This is a genomic window from Streptomyces sp. CRN 30 (assembly GCF_034105845.1).
In genome coordinates this window covers 90,242-105,509 of record NZ_JAVRHI010000439.1, presented here as the reverse complement: position 1 = coordinate 105,509, position 15,268 = coordinate 90,242, and the positions used below count along the sequence as shown (strand labels likewise).

At 75.1% G+C, this 15,268-nt stretch carries 14 protein-coding genes; 8 read left to right on the top strand and 6 right to left on the bottom strand.

Annotated elements, in window-relative coordinates; all coding sequences use genetic code 11:
- Positions 1-36 precede the first annotated feature (36 nt).
- Positions 37-369, top strand: a complete 333-nt coding sequence (locus tag UW392_RS48815; protein ID WP_320781829.1) for an antibiotic biosynthesis monooxygenase — start codon at positions 37-39, stop codon at positions 367-369.
- Positions 370-446: 77 nt separating this feature from the next.
- Here UW392_RS48815 and UW392_RS48810 read toward each other — a convergent pair whose 3' ends face one another.
- Entirely contained in the window at positions 447-2,327 is a 1,881-nt protein-coding gene (locus tag UW392_RS48810) for a histidinol-phosphate transaminase (protein WP_320781828.1), read from the bottom strand.
- A gap of 190 nt (positions 2,328-2,517) precedes the next feature.
- Positions 2,518-4,341 (bottom strand): sigma-54-dependent Fis family transcriptional regulator, encoded by a 1,824-nt coding sequence (locus UW392_RS48805; RefSeq protein ID WP_414497531.1) that lies wholly within the window; start codon positions 4,339-4,341, stop codon positions 2,518-2,520.
- Between the two features lie 281 nt (positions 4,342-4,622).
- On the opposite strand from UW392_RS48805, the gene UW392_RS48800 reads away from it, so the two are divergent.
- From UW392_RS48800 to UW392_RS48790, 3 genes are all read left to right on the top strand, one after another.
- The gene (locus UW392_RS48800; RefSeq protein WP_320781826.1) at positions 4,623-5,534 is read left to right on the top strand and encodes a YceI family protein; all 912 of its coding nucleotides are present in this window, start codon (positions 4,623-4,625) and stop codon (positions 5,532-5,534) included.
- A 385-nt stretch (positions 5,535-5,919) separates the two neighbouring features.
- Complete coding sequence (locus UW392_RS48795; protein WP_320781825.1) at positions 5,920-6,864, top strand: TauD/TfdA dioxygenase family protein; 945 nt, start codon at positions 5,920-5,922, stop codon at positions 6,862-6,864.
- A 120-nt stretch (positions 6,865-6,984) separates the two neighbouring features.
- Positions 6,985-7,533, top strand: a complete 549-nt coding sequence (locus UW392_RS48790; RefSeq protein ID WP_320781824.1) for a MarR family winged helix-turn-helix transcriptional regulator — start codon at positions 6,985-6,987, stop codon at positions 7,531-7,533.
- 135 nt (positions 7,534-7,668) lie between these two features.
- Here UW392_RS48790 and UW392_RS48785 read toward each other — a convergent pair whose 3' ends face one another.
- Entirely contained in the window at positions 7,669-8,115 is a 447-nt protein-coding gene (locus UW392_RS48785; RefSeq protein WP_320781823.1) for an anti-sigma regulatory factor, read from the bottom strand.
- A 216-nt stretch (positions 8,116-8,331) separates the two neighbouring features.
- Positions 8,332-9,492: a PP2C family protein-serine/threonine phosphatase gene (locus UW392_RS48780; RefSeq protein ID WP_320781822.1), complete on the bottom strand. Its 1,161-nt coding sequence runs from the start codon at positions 9,490-9,492 to the stop codon at positions 8,332-8,334.
- Between the two features lie 201 nt (positions 9,493-9,693).
- Here UW392_RS48780 and UW392_RS48775 point away from each other — a divergent pair, with 201 nt between their 5' ends.
- A complete protein-coding gene (locus UW392_RS48775; RefSeq protein ID WP_320781821.1) occupies positions 9,694-10,128 on the top strand; it encodes a MarR family transcriptional regulator in 435 nt (144 codons plus the stop codon).
- A 308-nt stretch (positions 10,129-10,436) separates the two neighbouring features.
- On the opposite strand, the gene UW392_RS48770 is transcribed toward UW392_RS48775, so the two are convergent.
- Complete coding sequence (locus UW392_RS48770) at positions 10,437-11,438, bottom strand: aldo/keto reductase (protein ID WP_320781820.1); 1,002 nt, start codon at positions 11,436-11,438, stop codon at positions 10,437-10,439.
- Positions 11,439-11,617: 179 nt separating this feature from the next.
- On the opposite strand from UW392_RS48770, the gene UW392_RS48765 reads away from it, so the two are divergent.
- Genes UW392_RS48765 through UW392_RS48755 form a run of 3 tightly spaced genes read left to right on the top strand, consistent with a single transcriptional unit; the run spans position 11,618 to position 14,784 of the window.
- Positions 11,618-12,958, top strand: coding sequence for a four-carbon acid sugar kinase family protein (locus UW392_RS48765; RefSeq protein ID WP_320781819.1), 1,341 nt, complete (start codon positions 11,618-11,620; stop codon positions 12,956-12,958).
- The gene (gene pdxA, locus UW392_RS48760; protein WP_320781818.1) at positions 12,955-13,959 is read left to right on the top strand and encodes a 4-hydroxythreonine-4-phosphate dehydrogenase PdxA; all 1,005 of its coding nucleotides are present in this window, start codon (positions 12,955-12,957) and stop codon (positions 13,957-13,959) included. Before UW392_RS48765 ends, pdxA begins: the two co-directional genes overlap by 4 nt.
- 27 nt (positions 13,960-13,986) lie before the next feature.
- Positions 13,987-14,784, top strand: coding sequence for a DeoR/GlpR family DNA-binding transcription regulator (locus UW392_RS48755; RefSeq protein ID WP_320781817.1), 798 nt, complete (start codon positions 13,987-13,989; stop codon positions 14,782-14,784).
- A 122-nt stretch (positions 14,785-14,906) separates the two neighbouring features.
- On the opposite strand, the gene UW392_RS48750 is transcribed toward UW392_RS48755, so the two are convergent.
- Positions 14,907-15,203 (bottom strand): hypothetical protein, encoded by a 297-nt coding sequence (locus UW392_RS48750; RefSeq protein ID WP_320781816.1) that lies wholly within the window; start codon positions 15,201-15,203, stop codon positions 14,907-14,909.
- Between the last annotated feature and the right edge of the window lie 65 nt (positions 15,204-15,268).

Genomic DNA, 15,268 nt, shown 5'->3' with positions numbered 1-15,268 from the left:
CGGCCCGCCACCGCCCCGTACGGCAGGATGAGGAACATGAGCGTAGTCAAGATCAACGTACTGACCGTCCCGGCCGAGCAGCGGGAGACGCTGGAGAAGCGGTTCGCCTCCCGCGCGCACGCCGTGGAGAACTCCGACGGGTTCGAGTGGTTCGAGCTGCTGCGTCCGGTCGAGGGCACCGACACCTACCTGGTGTACACGCGGTGGCGCGACGAGGAGTCCTTCCAGGCGTGGATGGAGGGCCCGATGAAGACCGCCCACCAGGGCGGCGACGCCCCGGCGGGCGACCGTCCCAAGCCGGCGGCGAGCGGGTCCACGCTGTGGTCCTTCGAGGTCGTGCAGACGGCCGGGCCGGCGGCCGGGGCGTAGTCCTTCGCGCCCGCCCGACCCACCCGACCCCACCCGGTTCCGCGCGGCGACGCGTGGGCCGGGCGGGTCCGTCCGTGTCAGCCCACGGCGACGGCGACCGGTGCGGGGGCCGCTGCCGATACGGGTTCCGCGGTCGGCGCGGGTGCCGCTGTCGGTGCCGGGGCCGGTGCCGGTGTGACCGGCACGGCGGACGGTGCCGGGACGAGTGTCCTCAGTGCCGTCCCGTACGCCGCGACGATACGGGCGTTCTCCTCGGTGTCCCGGACCGCGATCCGTACCGTCCGGCCCTCGTACCGCGGGGACAGCGGGGACAGGTCGCGCAGGAACACGTCCCGGCGGCGGCACTCCGCGACCAGCCGCGCGGCCCCGGGGCCGTCGGGCGGCAGAGTGACGGTGAGGAAGTTCGCCACCGACTCCTCCACGACCACCGACCGGTCGACGGCCGCCAGATCGGCGGCGAGGGCGCGGCGCAGCGCGTGGGTGCGCAGCCAGCGTTCGGTGTAGTACGCCGGGTCGCGCAGCGCCGCCACGGCCGCCTGCTGTGCCGGCAGGCCGACCGGCCAGGGCGGTGTCCAGTGGCGCAGCCGCGCCGCGGTGTCCGGCTCGGCCACCAGGTAGGCGGCGCGCAGCCCGGACAGCGCGTACATCTTCGACAGCGACTGGCAGACCACCACCCGGGGGTCGGTCGCCGCGAGGTGGGCGAGGGACTCGGTGAGTCCTACGTAGCCGATGTACGCCTCGTCGATCCACCAGCGGGTCTGTGGCGGCGCGTCGGCCAGTACGGTGCGCAGTTCGGCGGCGGGCGCGTGCCGGCCGGCCGGGTTGTTGGGGTTGACCAGGACGACGAGGTCGTAGCGGCCCGCGGCGACGGTGGCCGACAGGCGGTCCGGGTCGATCCGCCAGCCGTCCTCGCGGCGCAGCGGGAACCGGTCGACCCGGCAGCCGATCACCTTCTCCGTGACATGGGCGTACTCGCCGTAGCAGGGGTCCGTCAGCAGGACCCTGCTGGTGGGGGTCAGCCAGCGGCCCAGCGCCCGGAAGATGAGGTCGGACGAGCCGGCGCCCACCGCGAGCGTGTCCCGGGGCAGGCCGCGGGCCGCGGCGATCTCGGCGAGCAGCCCCTCGGCGCCGGCGGGCGGGGAGGTCCGCGCGGTCCAGGCCGGGTCCTCGGTGAGCGCCGCCCGTACGGCGGGGGCCGGCGGGAACCAGGCGTCGAGCACGTCGGCGGCGACGATCCGGTGGCGGCGGTGGAGCGCGGTGAAGTCCGTGCCGATGGCGGTGAAGGAGGCGCCGCCGTGTTCGCAGGCGGTGGGGTCGGCGCCGGCGCGGGTGGCGGGGTGGGAGTCGAAGGGGATGTCGAGGCGCCAGTCCGTACGGGCGCGCAGCCGGTCGACGGTGGCGCGGTGGCGGCCGGCCGCGGTCCGGGCCAGTTCCGCGACGTCGGCGGTCAGCACCTCGAAGCTCTGCGCACCGGCGCGTACGGTGCGGCCGACGGTCCGCAGGCCGGTGGCCAGGTACATCGGGAGCAGGTCGGTACGGCCCATGGCGACGACGCGGCGTCCGCCGCGGGCCGCGATCCAGCGCAGCGCGGCGTACATCAGCAGGGGTGCCGCCAGGGTCGAGCGGTGGTGCGGCTCGACGGTGAGGAGGCGTACCTCGTGGACGCCGTCCTCGTCGAGGACCGGGAGTTCCTCGCGGGTCAGGTACTTGTCGAGGGCGTAGCGGCCAGCCGAGGGCGGGGTGACGCTGACGAAGCCGGCGCGGTCGGGGCCGGCTTGGCTGTCGTGGTCCTGGGTGACGACCAGGTAGACGTTGTGGCCGTCGACGGCGTCGCGCAGTCGCCCGGAGGGGTCGGGGGCGTGCTGGCCCAGTTCCCGCGCGTAGACGCGGTGGCGCAGTTCGTGGATCCAGGGCAGGTCGTCGGTGGTGGCCACGCGGGCGTGCAGGTCATGTGGCATGAGTGCCTCTTCCGCAGTGGGATGGTGTCCCATCGTGCGGGGGTGGGCCGGGGCGGGGGGAGGGGTGGAGGGCGGGGGTGGTCTGAGTACGCGTACTCAGGTGATCCGGGCGCGGGGTCGTCCCACCCGCGCACCGTGTGCGGGAAGATGTCGGCGGCCCGACGGCCCGACAGCTCAGCGGCTCGGCGGTTCAGACCTGGTAACTGCGGAGTTTGCGGTAGAGGGTCGCGCGGCCTATGCCGAGGGCCGTCGCCGTGCGGGCCTTGTTGCCGCCGTGGCGGCGCAGTGCCTCCAGGATGGCGGTGCGTTCGGCCTGTTCCATGGGGCTGAGCGGGCGGGCGGCGGGTCCCTGGCGCACCGGGTCGGGCAGTTCGCAGCGCCGTACGGGGCCCGTGGTCCGGCGCCGTACGGCCAGCGCCCGTACGACGTGGGTGAGTTCGGTGACGTTGCCGTGCCAGGGGTGGCGCTCCAGGGCGCGCAGGGCGTCCAGGGTCCAGGTGAGCGGCGGGTGACCGGCGGCGGGGCGGGGTGCCACGGCGGACAGCAGTTCCCCGATGTCCTCGGGGCGTTCGCGCAGCGCTGGCAGCGTGACGGTGCGGGCGGACAGGGTGTCGAGGAGCCGTTGCAGGCAGGGGCCCGGGGGTGTGCCGGGGGTGTAGGTGAGGACGACCGCCGCGTCCGGGCGGGTGTCGAGCAGCCGGTTGAGCGCGGCGGTGTCCGGCCTGGCCAGGCACTCCGCGTGCCGCAGGAGCAGCGGGCGGCCGTCGACGGGGAGGGCGTCCTCGTCCGGGCCGCGTTCGGCGGCGTCCAGGACGAGCGGGTCGTCGAGGAGTTCGCGGGCCAGGGCGGTCTTGCCGGTGCCGCGTTCGCCGGTGAGCAGCATGGGGGCGCGGCCGGCGGCGAGTTCCGCGGCCCGTTCGACCGCCCGCCGCCACGGCACCGACCGGCCGGCCAGCGCGACTCCGGCCCGTGCGGTGCTCCGCCCGGACGGACGCGGTACGGGTTCCAGCTCGGCCACGACCCCGACGGCCGACCCCCGATGACACACGGGAGTCACCGACACCGAGGCCACCACTCCGCCCTCCAGCCCGACGTCGAACGCCGGGACCGGCGCAGCCGCGGGGGCATCACCGGACGGCGGGGCGGCGGCTTCACGCGGGGCGGCGGCAGGGTCCGCCGCTCCCCCGGTCCCGCGCATCCGGCCCGTGTGCCGTTCCAGGTGGTCCAGGTCCGCCGGTGACAGGAGACGGGCCGCCGCGCGGGTGACCAGGCGGCTGTGGCCGCCGAAGGCGACGACCGCGCGGTCCTCGCCGCGGGCCGCCGCGAGGTAGGCGTCCAGGAGAACCCGTTCCGCCGGACGGGACCGGGCCGCGAGTTCCGTCTCCACGAGGGCGGCGACCGCCTCGGCGAGGGCCGCCTGCGGGGGCGGGGCGCCCTCCGGCCACAGCGGGGACGCCACCGTGACGGTGCCGCGGACGCGTCCCGCCGGGTCCGCGACCGGCACGCTCACCGCGGAGGTGTCCTGCCAGGCGTCGAGGACGTGCTCGGGCCCGTGCACGGCCCGGCGGCGGCCAGTGCGCAGCGCGAGGGCCGCGCTGTTGTGCCCGACCCGCCGCTCGGCCAGGTCGGCGCCCGCGCGGCAGACGGCGCCCCCGGACGACCACAGCACGCGTGACCGCTCGTCGGTGAGGAGGAGCACCACCCGGCCGCCGTCGAGACCCGGCGCCAGCCGTTCCAGGGCGGGCCGGGCCGCCGCCAGCAGCGGCACGGAACCGGCCGGCCGACGACCGCGACCGGCTTCCCCGGCCTCCGCTCCCCCGGTCTGCGTACTGCCGGTCCCCGTTCCCCGGGTCTCCGTTCCCGGCGTCTCCGTACCGCCGCCCCCCGGGGTCGGCCACGCCGTGTCGGGTCGTACTCCGAAGAAGCGGGCGCGCCGCCACGCGGAGACCACCTCCTCGGGGACGCCGTCGGGCAGCGGACGGCCCGTCAGGAACCGTTCCCGGGCCCGCCGCACCCGCGCGAGCGAAGGGAAAGTGAAGGTTTCGTGTGCGACTGGGAAGGAGTGATCTGCCGTGGTCATGACGTCCCACACCGTACCGGGCCCAGTTTTCAGGCGGCCCGCGCGGTACCCCGGACGCCTCCACAACATGCCCGGTGTCTCGTAATGAGACACACGCGGACACCCCGCCCGACCCATGATCTTGAACGCCTGTCTCCGCCCTCCCCCACGGGAGCGTTGCCCGTGCACATCATCGGCTCCGCTCTCCGGCACGACCCCCACGAAAGGTGAACACCATGGCCCTCGGCCTGCTCCGGCGCCGGTGGCACAGGAACGCCACGGCCGCCCCCTCCGGTCTCACGCTGCCTCTCCCGGCCGGTGCCGGCGGTGTCAGCCGCACCGTCCTGGACCCCGTCGACCAGCCCCTGGCCGGTGCCGACGTCACGGTCACCGCGCTCGACACCCACCAGGTCGTGGCCCGCGGCACGACCGACCCGTACGGCTACTTCGTGGCCGCGCTGCCGCGCGGGCGCTACAGCATGCTGTTCGTCGCCGAGGGACTGGAGCCGCACCGCGAGAGCGTCGAGGTGACCGGCGGCGCCGACGAACCGGCGGTGGTCCGGTTGCAGCCGGCCCGGCAGCTCGCCCTGCCGCCGGCGGGAGGCTGGCTCTTCGACCCGCCGCACACCGCGATCCGGTTCATCGCCAAGCACGTCGGCATGGCCCATGTGCACGGCCGGTTCGAACGCTTCGACGGCGCCGTCCACATGGCGCCGGACATGTCGGACTCCCGGGTCCAGGTCCGGATCGACGCGGCCAGCATCACCACGGGCAACACCACCCGCGACAACCACCTGCGCTCGGCGGACTTCCTCGACGTGCGGAACTATCCGTACATCGACTTCGTCAGTACGCGCTTCGCCTACCGCGGCGGCAGCAAGTGGGTCCTCAACGGCACCCTCACCATGCACGGTGTGAGCCGGTCGGTGGCGCTGGACACCACCTACCTGGGCACGGTCAACGGCGGTTACGGCGAGGAGCTGCGCTGCGCGGCGCTGGCCACGACCGAGCTGCACCGCGAGGACTACACGCTGAACTGGCGCTCCATGCTGGCGCGCGGCATCGCGGTGGTGGGTCCGACCGTGCAGCTGGAGCTGGACGTACAGGCGATGTACCGCACCCGCGACACCCCGACACCGCCCGAGTAGCCGCGCCGCGCCGGGCCGGGCCGGGGCCCACCGCGACACCCCGTTGACAGGGGCGGAGCGGCGCTCACACAATCGGAGCCATGCTCATCTACTGGTTCGAGTCAGCCGCGGGGCCTCTGCGCGTCCCGAGGCGGACCGGGTGTGAGCGCTCCGGCCGTTAGCCGGAGACCTTCCGCGGGCCCGCACGGCCCCTCGCACGTCCCGCATCCACCGGCGTCCCGTCGCACCGGGCGCCCACCCGCCGCCGCCCGGCCGGGCCCCGCGCCGGCGGTGTGCCACGGACGCACGCTCCGCCCCGTACCGAGGTGTCGCGTCCTGTCCGTGCCGCCGCCGCGTGCCCCGCTCCCGCCGGTCCGGCGTCGAGGAGCTGAAGGAGAGGACCCCCATGACCGTCACGACCGCCGCTCCCGCACCCGCACCCGCCCTCCGCGCGGCCCGCATCCCGGCGGACGGGATCTACGAGGGCCCGCGCGTCCTGCGCCGGCTGCCCGAGGGGTGGGAGGAGCGCCCGTACGACCTCTTCGACGTCGCGCCCCTGGCCCGCACCATCGGCGCCGAGATACGCGGCGTCGACCTGTCCCGGCCGCTGACGCCCGCGCTGCGCGAGGAGCTGGACCGGGCGCTGCTGGAGTGGAAGGTCCTCTTCTTCCGCGGCCAGCACCTCACCTCCGAGCGGCAGCGTGCCTTCGCCCGCAACTGGGGCGAGCTGGAGACCAATCCGCTGCTGGCCACCGGTACCAGCGCGGACGTGGCACGCTTCGACAAGGCCGAGGGGGCGCCGGTGACGTTCGAGAACGTGTGGCACACCGATGTCACCTTCCGTGAACGGCCCGCGCTGGGCGCCGTCCTCCAGCTCCGCGAGGTGCCGCCGTCCGGCGGCGACACCATGTGGGCGGACATGGCCGCCGCCTACGACAACCTCCCCGAGGAGGTGAAGGAGCGGATCGACGGTGCCCGCGCCGTGCACGACTTCATTCCGGGCTTCGCCCGCTTCTACGGCCCCGAGCGGCTCGCGCCCTTCCAGGAGCGGTTCCCGCCCGTGGAGCACCCCGTGGTACGCACCCACCCCGTGACCGGGCGGCGCATGCTGTTCGTCAACGCCTCCTTCACCACGCACATCACCGGAATGGACCGCGACGAGAGCGACCGGCTGCTGCGACTGCTGTTCCAGCAGGCCCATGTCCCGGAGTTCCAGGTGCGGTTCGGCTGGCAGCCCGGCGACGTCGCGTTCTGGGACAACCGCGCCACCCAGCACTACGCCGTGAACGACTACGGCTCCCACCGCCGGGTCGCCGAGCGCGTCGCGATCGCCGGCGACCGGCCCCGCTGAGCCGCGCGGGGAGATCGAATCGTGAGACGGAGAGCCCGCTTGCCCCGTACGTCTTCGGGTAGAGCGCAGAGGCGGGGGTGACACCCGTACGGTCCGGAGCTTACGGAAAGTGATGTGCTCGTGACCCGTCTCAACGGTCCCGATGACGCCCCGGCACACCGGGAGGGCGACGACCCGAACCTGATCGCCCGCGACATCGCCGGTGCCGTGGACAGTCTGACCACGCTGTGGTCGCTGGCGGCGCAGGGCGCGGTACTGCGCCTCTCCCTGCACCAGTTGCGGGCGCTGCGGGTTCTGGAAGCCGCGCCGGGGATCAATCTGACGGCGCTGTCGCAGCGGCTGGAGATAGGCGCGCCCACGGCCAGCCGGCTCTGCGACCGGCTGGAGGCGGCCGGGCTGCTGGAGCGGGAGTCCCATCCACGCCGGCGCCGCGAGGTGCAGCTGCGGCTGAGTCCGCACGGGCGGCGTGTCCTCGGGGACGTGGCGGAGCGGCGGGCGCAGGCGCTGGCCGCGGCGCTGGCGATGATGGCTCCCGCCGACCGGGCGGCGCTGCGCCGCGGGCTGCGGTCGTTCCTGTCGGCGGGGGACGCGGGCACGCGTCCGGCCGTCGAGCCGCGTCCGGCCATTGAGCCGCGTCCGGCCGTCGAGCCCGGTCCCGCTCCGGAGTGACGCCCCGGGCGGTACGGACACCGGGTTCCGACCGGGCGGGTACGTGACGTACGTGACGTGGGGGTTCCGACCGGACGGGCGCCTTCAGGGTCCGGCCGGGGGCCGGAGGTCAGGGTCCGGCCGGGGGGCCGGAGGTCAGGGTGCGGGCCAGGGCGGGGGTGCCGGTGGTTCCCAGGAGACGACGGTGACCGTGGTGCCGCGGCCGGGTGCGGTGTCGACCGCGAACTCGTGCACCAGGCGCCGGGCCCCGCTCAGCCCGAGGCCGAGACCGCCGCCGGTGCTGTAGCCGTCGCACATCGCCTGCTCGACGTCGCCGATGCCGGGGCCGCGGTCGCTGAAGACGAGCCGCACGCCGCGGGCCCGCCCGTCGCACAGCGTGCCGATCTCCAGGTGTCCGCCACCGCCGTGGACGAGGGTGTTGCGGGCCAGTTCACTGGCGGCGGTGACGAGTTTGGTCTGCTGCACCAGGCCGAACCCGCAGCCGGTGGCGGCCTGCCGGACCCGCTGGCGGACGCGGGTCAGGTCGACGTCCGAGCCGATCGGCAGACCGGCCGCGACGGTACGTCCCGCGGCGGCCGTCACCCGCGCCTCCCAGGGGCCCGGACAGCCGTCGCCGCGCACACCGGTCCGTACCCCGCGTGCCGCTGCGTCACCTGCATCGTTCCCCTCCGCGCGGCTCCGCGACCGCCGTCGGCCGCGTCACCCCGGCCGATCATTGCCGTATGACAAACAGTAGCGCCGGGCCGGTGGCGGTCACAACACACGGCCGCCGGGAGCCCGGCGGCCGGTGGGCGGGAATCAGCGTCCGTGCCAGTCCAGGCACACGACCAGGGCGTCGTCGTCCGGCGCGGACCGGCCGCGGTGGCCGGTCAGTTCGCGCAGTACGGCCCGGGGGACCTCGGCGGCGGGCAGCAGCCGGGTGGCCTGCACGGCCCTCGCCAGCGCGGTGCGGCCGTACGTCTCCCCCTCGGACGAGACCGCCTCGTAGACGCCGTCGCTGACGGAGACGAGCCGGTCACCGGGCTCCACCTGGAACTCCTGCGCCACGTAGTCGGTCTCCTCGAACATGCCGAGCGGCAGCTGGGCCTCGAACTCGATCTGTTCCACGCGCCCGGCGCGCAGCCGCAGCAGCCGGGGCGATCCGGCGTCGACCGCCAGGACGCGTCCGGTGGCGAGATCGAAGTCGAACATGAGCACGGAGAGGTAGCTGCGGCCCCGGTAGTGGGCGTAGACCGCCTGGTCGGCGAGGCACGCCTGGTCGGCGAGGGGAAGGCCGGCCCGCCGGGCGTTGCGCAGGGCGTTGACCGCCAGGTTCGTCAACAGCGACGCCTCGGTGCCCTCACCCATGCCGTTGGTGACGTACAGCATCAGGCGGTCGGCGGTCGCGGACCAGTCGAAGTTGTCACCGAAGATGGCGTAGGCGGGCTCCAGTTGGGCGCCCAGTTCGTACTCGGGGCGGGCGCAGGAGCGGCCGGGCAGAAGCTGCCACTGCATCTCGGCGGCCAGGGTGAGCCGGTCCGTACGGCGGGCCCGCAGGTAGAGGTCGGTGTCCCGTTCCGCGACGATCACCTCGTGGCCGAGCACCTCGGCGATCTCCGCCAGCTCGGCGAGGCGGTCGTCGTCGCGCGCCCCGGCCGGCAGGGTCACCGACAGCACTCCGAGCCGGTCGCCGCGTACGGTGACCGGCAGGTGCAGCCGCTCCCCGCCGTCGGCGGCCGGTTCCGCGAACGGCTCCTGGGCGCCGAAGGCGCGGCCGGCCGCGCTGTTGTGCACGGACACGGGGTCCGCGGTGTCCGGGAGCACCGACACCGGCCGCAGCACCGTCAGGCCGTAGTCGGCCAGGAAGAGTTCGACGCCGAGGGCCCCGTACTCCTTCACGACGACATCGCGGACCGTGTCGGGCAGCTCATGGGGCGCCGCCGTGCGCAGAGCGCGTACGGCGGCCACAAATCTGTTCACGGTAGTGAATACACCTGTCTCTTATCAGATGGATCACGAGGTTTCTTCTTGCCGGGAGAACGTCGCTCCGACAGCCGCGTCGGACGCGGGAACCGTTGGCGGTCGACCCGCGCCTAGTACGCTGGCGGCCCACCCAGCGCCTGCGAGAGTGTGACCGTGACCGTCTTGCGTCCCCGTCCGGATCCCGAAGAGGTCGCTCGCGTGACCGCCACGGCCGCGGAGCTGCTGGAAGTCCTGTGGGGGCGGGCCTCGACCGCGCCCGCCTCCGCGTCCCAGTTGCGCGTCCTGCACATGCTGGAACACCACGAGGGCATCAACCTGCGGACCCTCGCCGACTCCCTGGCGTCCACCCCGCCGTCCACGAGCCGGCTCTGCGACCGGCTCCAGGCGGCGGGCTTCGTCGAACGGGTCACGAGCCCGGCCGACCGGCGCGAGGTGCGGCTGCGCCTCAGCTCCCGGGGCCACGCCTTCCTCGCCGATCTGCGGGTGCGCCGCGAGCGGGAGGTGCGGTCGGTGCTCGCCCTGATGCCGGCGGCCGAGCGCACCGCGCTGCTGGCGGGGCTGGAGGCGTTCTGCGACGCGGCGGCGACGCGCATACACGGCGACGGACGCGAGAACGACGGCCGTACGGCCTGACCTGCGACGCCCGCGGTCCGCGGCACCGGAGTGCCGCTCCGCCGGTGTCCCCCGCCCGGCGCTCTCCCCGCCCCTCGCGACATACCAGCCCCCTGCCCGTTCATCCGCGCCACGGCCGCAACGTCTGGGCGGCCGCCTCCTCTCGCTGCCCGGATACCCCGAGAACCCCGCGATGTGCCCTGCCTGTGGCGAAGCTCTCGGCCATCCGGATGCGGCGGCACCACGAGCACCGGGCGGGCGCCCGTGCCGTCGGACGGACGGGTCAGCGGTTGCGGGACGGGCGGGTCAGCGGTTGCAGGACGGGCGGGTCAGCGGTTGTAGGCGGGCATCGGGCCGCGGAGGTCCGCTCCGACGGCGTCGCAGGCCGCCGTCATGTCGGCGGGGAGCGGGCCGGCCCCGGCGGCGGCGATGTTCGCCCGCAGCTGGCCGGGGCGGGAACCGCCGAGCAGCAGCGCGTCGGTGGAGGGACGGTCCAGGAGCCAGCGCAGGGCAAGTTCGGTGAGCGGGACGCCCGCCCCGTCCGCCACGGCGGCCAGCTTCGCGACGGCGGCGAAGAGCCGCTCGTCCCAGTAGCGCTCCCGGTACATCGCCGCGACCCCCGAGTCGCCGAAGCGGCCGGTGGCGGGCGGCTCCCCGAAGCGGTGGCGGCCGGTGAGCAGGCCGCCGCCGAGCGGGTTGTAGACCATGGTGCGCAGGCCGGTCACCGCCGCGTACTCGACGTACTCCTCCTCGATCCGGCGGGCGAGGAGGTTGTGCATCTGCTGCGCGACGACCGGGCGCGGCGCGCCCACCTCGTCGGCGGTGCGGGTCAGTTCGGCGATCTGCCAGGCGGCGTAGTTGGAGACGCCGAGCGCGCGGACCTTCCCCTCGGCGACGAACCCGGCGACGGTCGCGAGGGTGTCGGCCACGGGCGTACCGCGGTCCGGGCGGTGCAGGTAGAAGAGGTCGACGTGGTCGGTGCCGAGCCGGCGCAGGCTGCCGTCGAGGGCCGCGCGCAGGCCGGCCGGGGAGAGCGGGGCGTGCTCGCCCTGGTCGGGGTGGGGGATGCCGGCCTTGGTGGCGAGGACGACCCGGTCGCGCCGTCCGCGCAGCAGCGCCCCGAGGATGCGCTCGCTCTCGCCGCCCGCGTAGCCGTTGGCCGTGTCGACACCGGTGACGCCCGCGTCCAGGGCCGCGTCGAGGAGGCCGGCGGCGGCCTCCCGGTCGGCGGTGTCGCCGAAGGTCATGGTGCCGAGCACCAGACGGGACAGCGGCAGGGGGACGGAGGGCAGCGCGATGCCCTCGGGGTCGGGTCGGGTGCCGGTGCTCACGGCGGGTCCTTCCGCTCGAACTGGCCGGTGCGGGACGGGTCCTGGCGGGGCTGGGCGGACCGTGGCGTGCACGCTCGCACGAGGTGCGCGTTGTGCGCAAGACCCTCGCGCACAACGCGCATGCTGTGCCACCATCGGCGCCACGGCGGACGGGCCCCGGCGGACGGTGGGAGGGTCAAGTGCTCGGTGCGGAACCGGTCGTGGCGCTCGCCGACGATCTGTCCGGCGCGGCCGAGGTCGCGGCGCTGCTGCGGCTGCCGGCCCGGCTGGCGCTGCGCGCCGGGCAGCCCGTGCCGCCCGCCGGCGAGGCGCTGGTCGTCGACCTCGACTCGCGGTACCTGGACGCGGACCTGGCCGCCGCGTCCGTACGCGCGGCGCTCCCCACGCGGCGGGCGCTGCTGTACAAGAAGTGCGACAGCCTGCTGCGCGGGCAGGTGGGGGCCGAGGCCGCCGCCTTCGCGGCGGGGGCCATGACCGTGGTGGCCACGACCGCGCTGCCCGCCGCCCGGCGGACCGTGGTCGGCGGTGTCGTGCGCGTCGACGGGGTGCCGCTGCACGAGAGCGCCGCCTGGCGCGCCGAGGTGCGGTCCGCGCCCCGGTCCCTGCCCGAGGCACTGGCACCGCTGCCGACCGCGCCGGTACCGCTGGAGGACGTACGGCGGGGTGCCGTGTTCCTCGCCGAACGGTTCCGGGAACTGGCGGCGCGGGGGCGGCACCCCGTGTGCGACGCCGTGACCGACGCCGACCTGGACGAGATCGCCGGGGCGGCGCTGCTGCTCGGCCCGGACTGCCGGCTGCTGGGCAGCGGCGGTCTGGCGGGCGCCCTGGGGCGGCGGACCGGTATCCCGTCACCCCGCCGGGAGCCGGCGGCCGGCTCGTCCGGGCGTCCGCTGCTCGTCGTCGCGGGCAGTGCGGAACCGGTCGTGACCGCGCAGATCGCGCGGCTGGTGGCGGCGGGGGCCCGGCATGTGGCGCTCACTCCCGGGGAGTTGGCCGGTCCGGGGACCGCGGCGGTGCCCGCGCTCGCCGACGGCACGGTCACCGTGCTGTCCGTGGACGGGTCCGGCGGGGTGCGGCCGGGTGCCGCGCGCCGGATCGTGGCGGGGCTGGCGCGGGCGGTGGCGGACCTCCCGGAGCGGCCCGACCTCGTGCTGACCGGCGGCGAGACCGCCCGCCGGGTTCTCGACGCCCGAGGGGTCACCGTGCTGCGTCCGGTGGCGGAGATCCACCACGGCGCCGTGCACTGCCGGACCCCGGACGGCCGCTCGGTGGTGACCCGCCCCGGCAGCTTCGGCGACCTGGACTCGCTGGTCCGGATCGCGGCGGCCCTACGACCGCGGTCGTTGAACCCGCTCACGCCGCCGTCCCGATCCGATCCGCCCACGCCACCGCCCCCATTCGATCCGCCCGCGCCACCGTCCCGATCCGGACCGCCCACGCCACCGTCCCGAGAGGGACCGGTGGCCGGTGGGTCGGAGATGTCCCCCCGACTTCCTACCGGCCCAGGAGGCCCCCGGTGAGCGAACAGCGGACACTGCCCCTGATCGGCGTCACCATGGGTGACGGGGCCGGGGTCGGGCCAGAGGTGATCGTGCCCGCCGTCCTCGACGCCGGGACGCTGGCCCGGTGCCGTCCCGTGGTGATCGGCGACGCGGCACGGCTGCGGGAGGCGGCCCGCGTCCTCGGCGTCGCGTGCGACATCGTGGCCGTGGCGACGCCCGCCGACGCCCGACCCGCCCCCGGCCGGATCGACGTCGTCGACCTCGCGGTACTCCCCGACGGCCTGCCCTGGGGCCACCTCTCGGCCGCGGCGGGCGAGGCCGCCTACCGGTATGTGGAGCACGCCGCCGGGCTCGCCCTCGCCGGCGCGATCGACGGCATCTGCACCGCCCCGCTCAACAAGGAGGCGCTGCACGCGGCGGGGCACGTCTACCCCGGGCACACCGAACTCCTCGCCGACCTCACCGGTGTGGCGGAGGTGTCGATGATGCTGTCCACCGAGCGGGTGAAGGTCATCCACGTCACCACGCACATCGGCCTGATAGACGCCGTGCACCGGATCGAGCCGGGGCTGGTGGAACGGACCGTGCGCCGCGGCCACGAGGCGCTGCGCCGGGGCGGAAACGCCGACCCGGTGATCGGAGTCTGCGGCATCAACCCGCACGCCGGTGAGAACGGCCTGTTCGGCAACGGCGAGGAGGAGGAGAAGATCGTCCCGGCACTGGAGAAGGTGCGCCGGGACGGCATCGACGCGCGCGGCCCGCTCCCCGCCGACACCGCGTTCTACCTGGCCTCGCGCGGCGACTACGACCTCATCGTGGCGATGTACCACGACCAGGGCCACGGCCCGGTCAAGGTCCTCGGCATCGAGGGCGGCGTCAACATCACCGTCGGGCTCCCGGTGATCCGCACCTCCGTCGACCACGGCACGGCCTTCGACATCGCCGGAACGGGCCGGGCGGACGCCGGCAGCATGATCGAGGCGCTCAGACAGGCCGCCGAACTCTCCACCGCCCGCTGACCGCCCCGTACCACCGGAGGACCTCCCGTGCCGACCACCGGCTCCCGGGCCCGGCGCGAGGAGATCCTGCGCCTGGCCACCACCACCGGCCCCGCCGACGTCGCGGAGCTGTCCCGGCGGTTCGGCGTGACAGCCTCCACCATCCGCCGGGACCTCGCCCGGCTCACCGCCGACGGCCGGCTCGCCCGCACCTACGGCGGAGCGATGGCCCTGCACCCGGCTGCGGAGCCGTCACTGCGGGAGCGCGCCGGGGAGGCCCACGCCGAGAAGCGGGCGATCGCCCGGTGGGCGGCGGCGCGGGTGCGGCCCGGCGAGACGGTGCTGCTCGACGCCGGGTCGACGGTCGGGGCACTGGCCCGCGAGCTGCGGACGGCGCGGGATCTGACCGTCGCCACCATCGGACTGACGGCGCTGAACGCGCTGGCGGACGCCGACACCGTACGGGTGGAGTGTCTCGGCGGGACCTGGCGCCCGCTCAGTCAGGGGTTCGTCGGCCCGCTGACGGAGGCGGCGCTGGAGCGGATGACGTTCGACCGGGTCTTCCTGTCGGCGGACGGCGTGACGGCGGACGGCGGGATCTGCGACGCGGAGCTGCGGCAGTCCCGGCTGAAGGAGCTGATGGCCCGCCGGGCGCGGCGTACGTACGTCCTGGCGCACGCCGCGAAGCTGGGCCGTGCCCCGTTCCACGCGTGGGCGGCGCTGCCGCCGGGGTGGACGCTGGTCACCGACGCGTCCGCCGCGGCGGCCGACGTGGCCGCGTTCACCGCACGGGGGGTACGGGTGGTGCTGGCGGAGCCGGCCGAGGAGCCCCGGCAGCCGTCCTGACCGCCGTACGCGGACAGGTCCGGTCCCGCGGGTCCCGTACGCGGACAGGCCCGGTCCCGGCCGTCGGGCGGCTGGGACCGGGCCTGTTCACGGTGTCCGTGGAACGGACCCGCGGACGGGACTCACTCGTGGTGGCCGCCCTCATGACCGCTTTCGTGACCGCCCTCGTGACCGCCCTCGTGGCCGGACTCGGACTCGATCTCCAGCTCGGCGCCCTGGTGCTGCTCCCTCTTGCTGCCCCAGGCGATGCCGTTGTTCAGGCCGTAGACCTCTCCGAGCCGGGCGTCGGAGCGGTGGTCGAAGTAGCCGCCCTCCAGCTCGAACCGCTGCGGACCGTCGGCCGCGACGGCGGCGCCGGCGCCCATCAGCGCGGCCGTCACGGCCAGCAGCCCAGCGGCCGCGAACATACGCTTACGCATGCGTGTCTCCGAATGTCGTACGAGTTGGACGTCGCTATGCCTTCCGCGCCGTGCGTCCCAGGGTG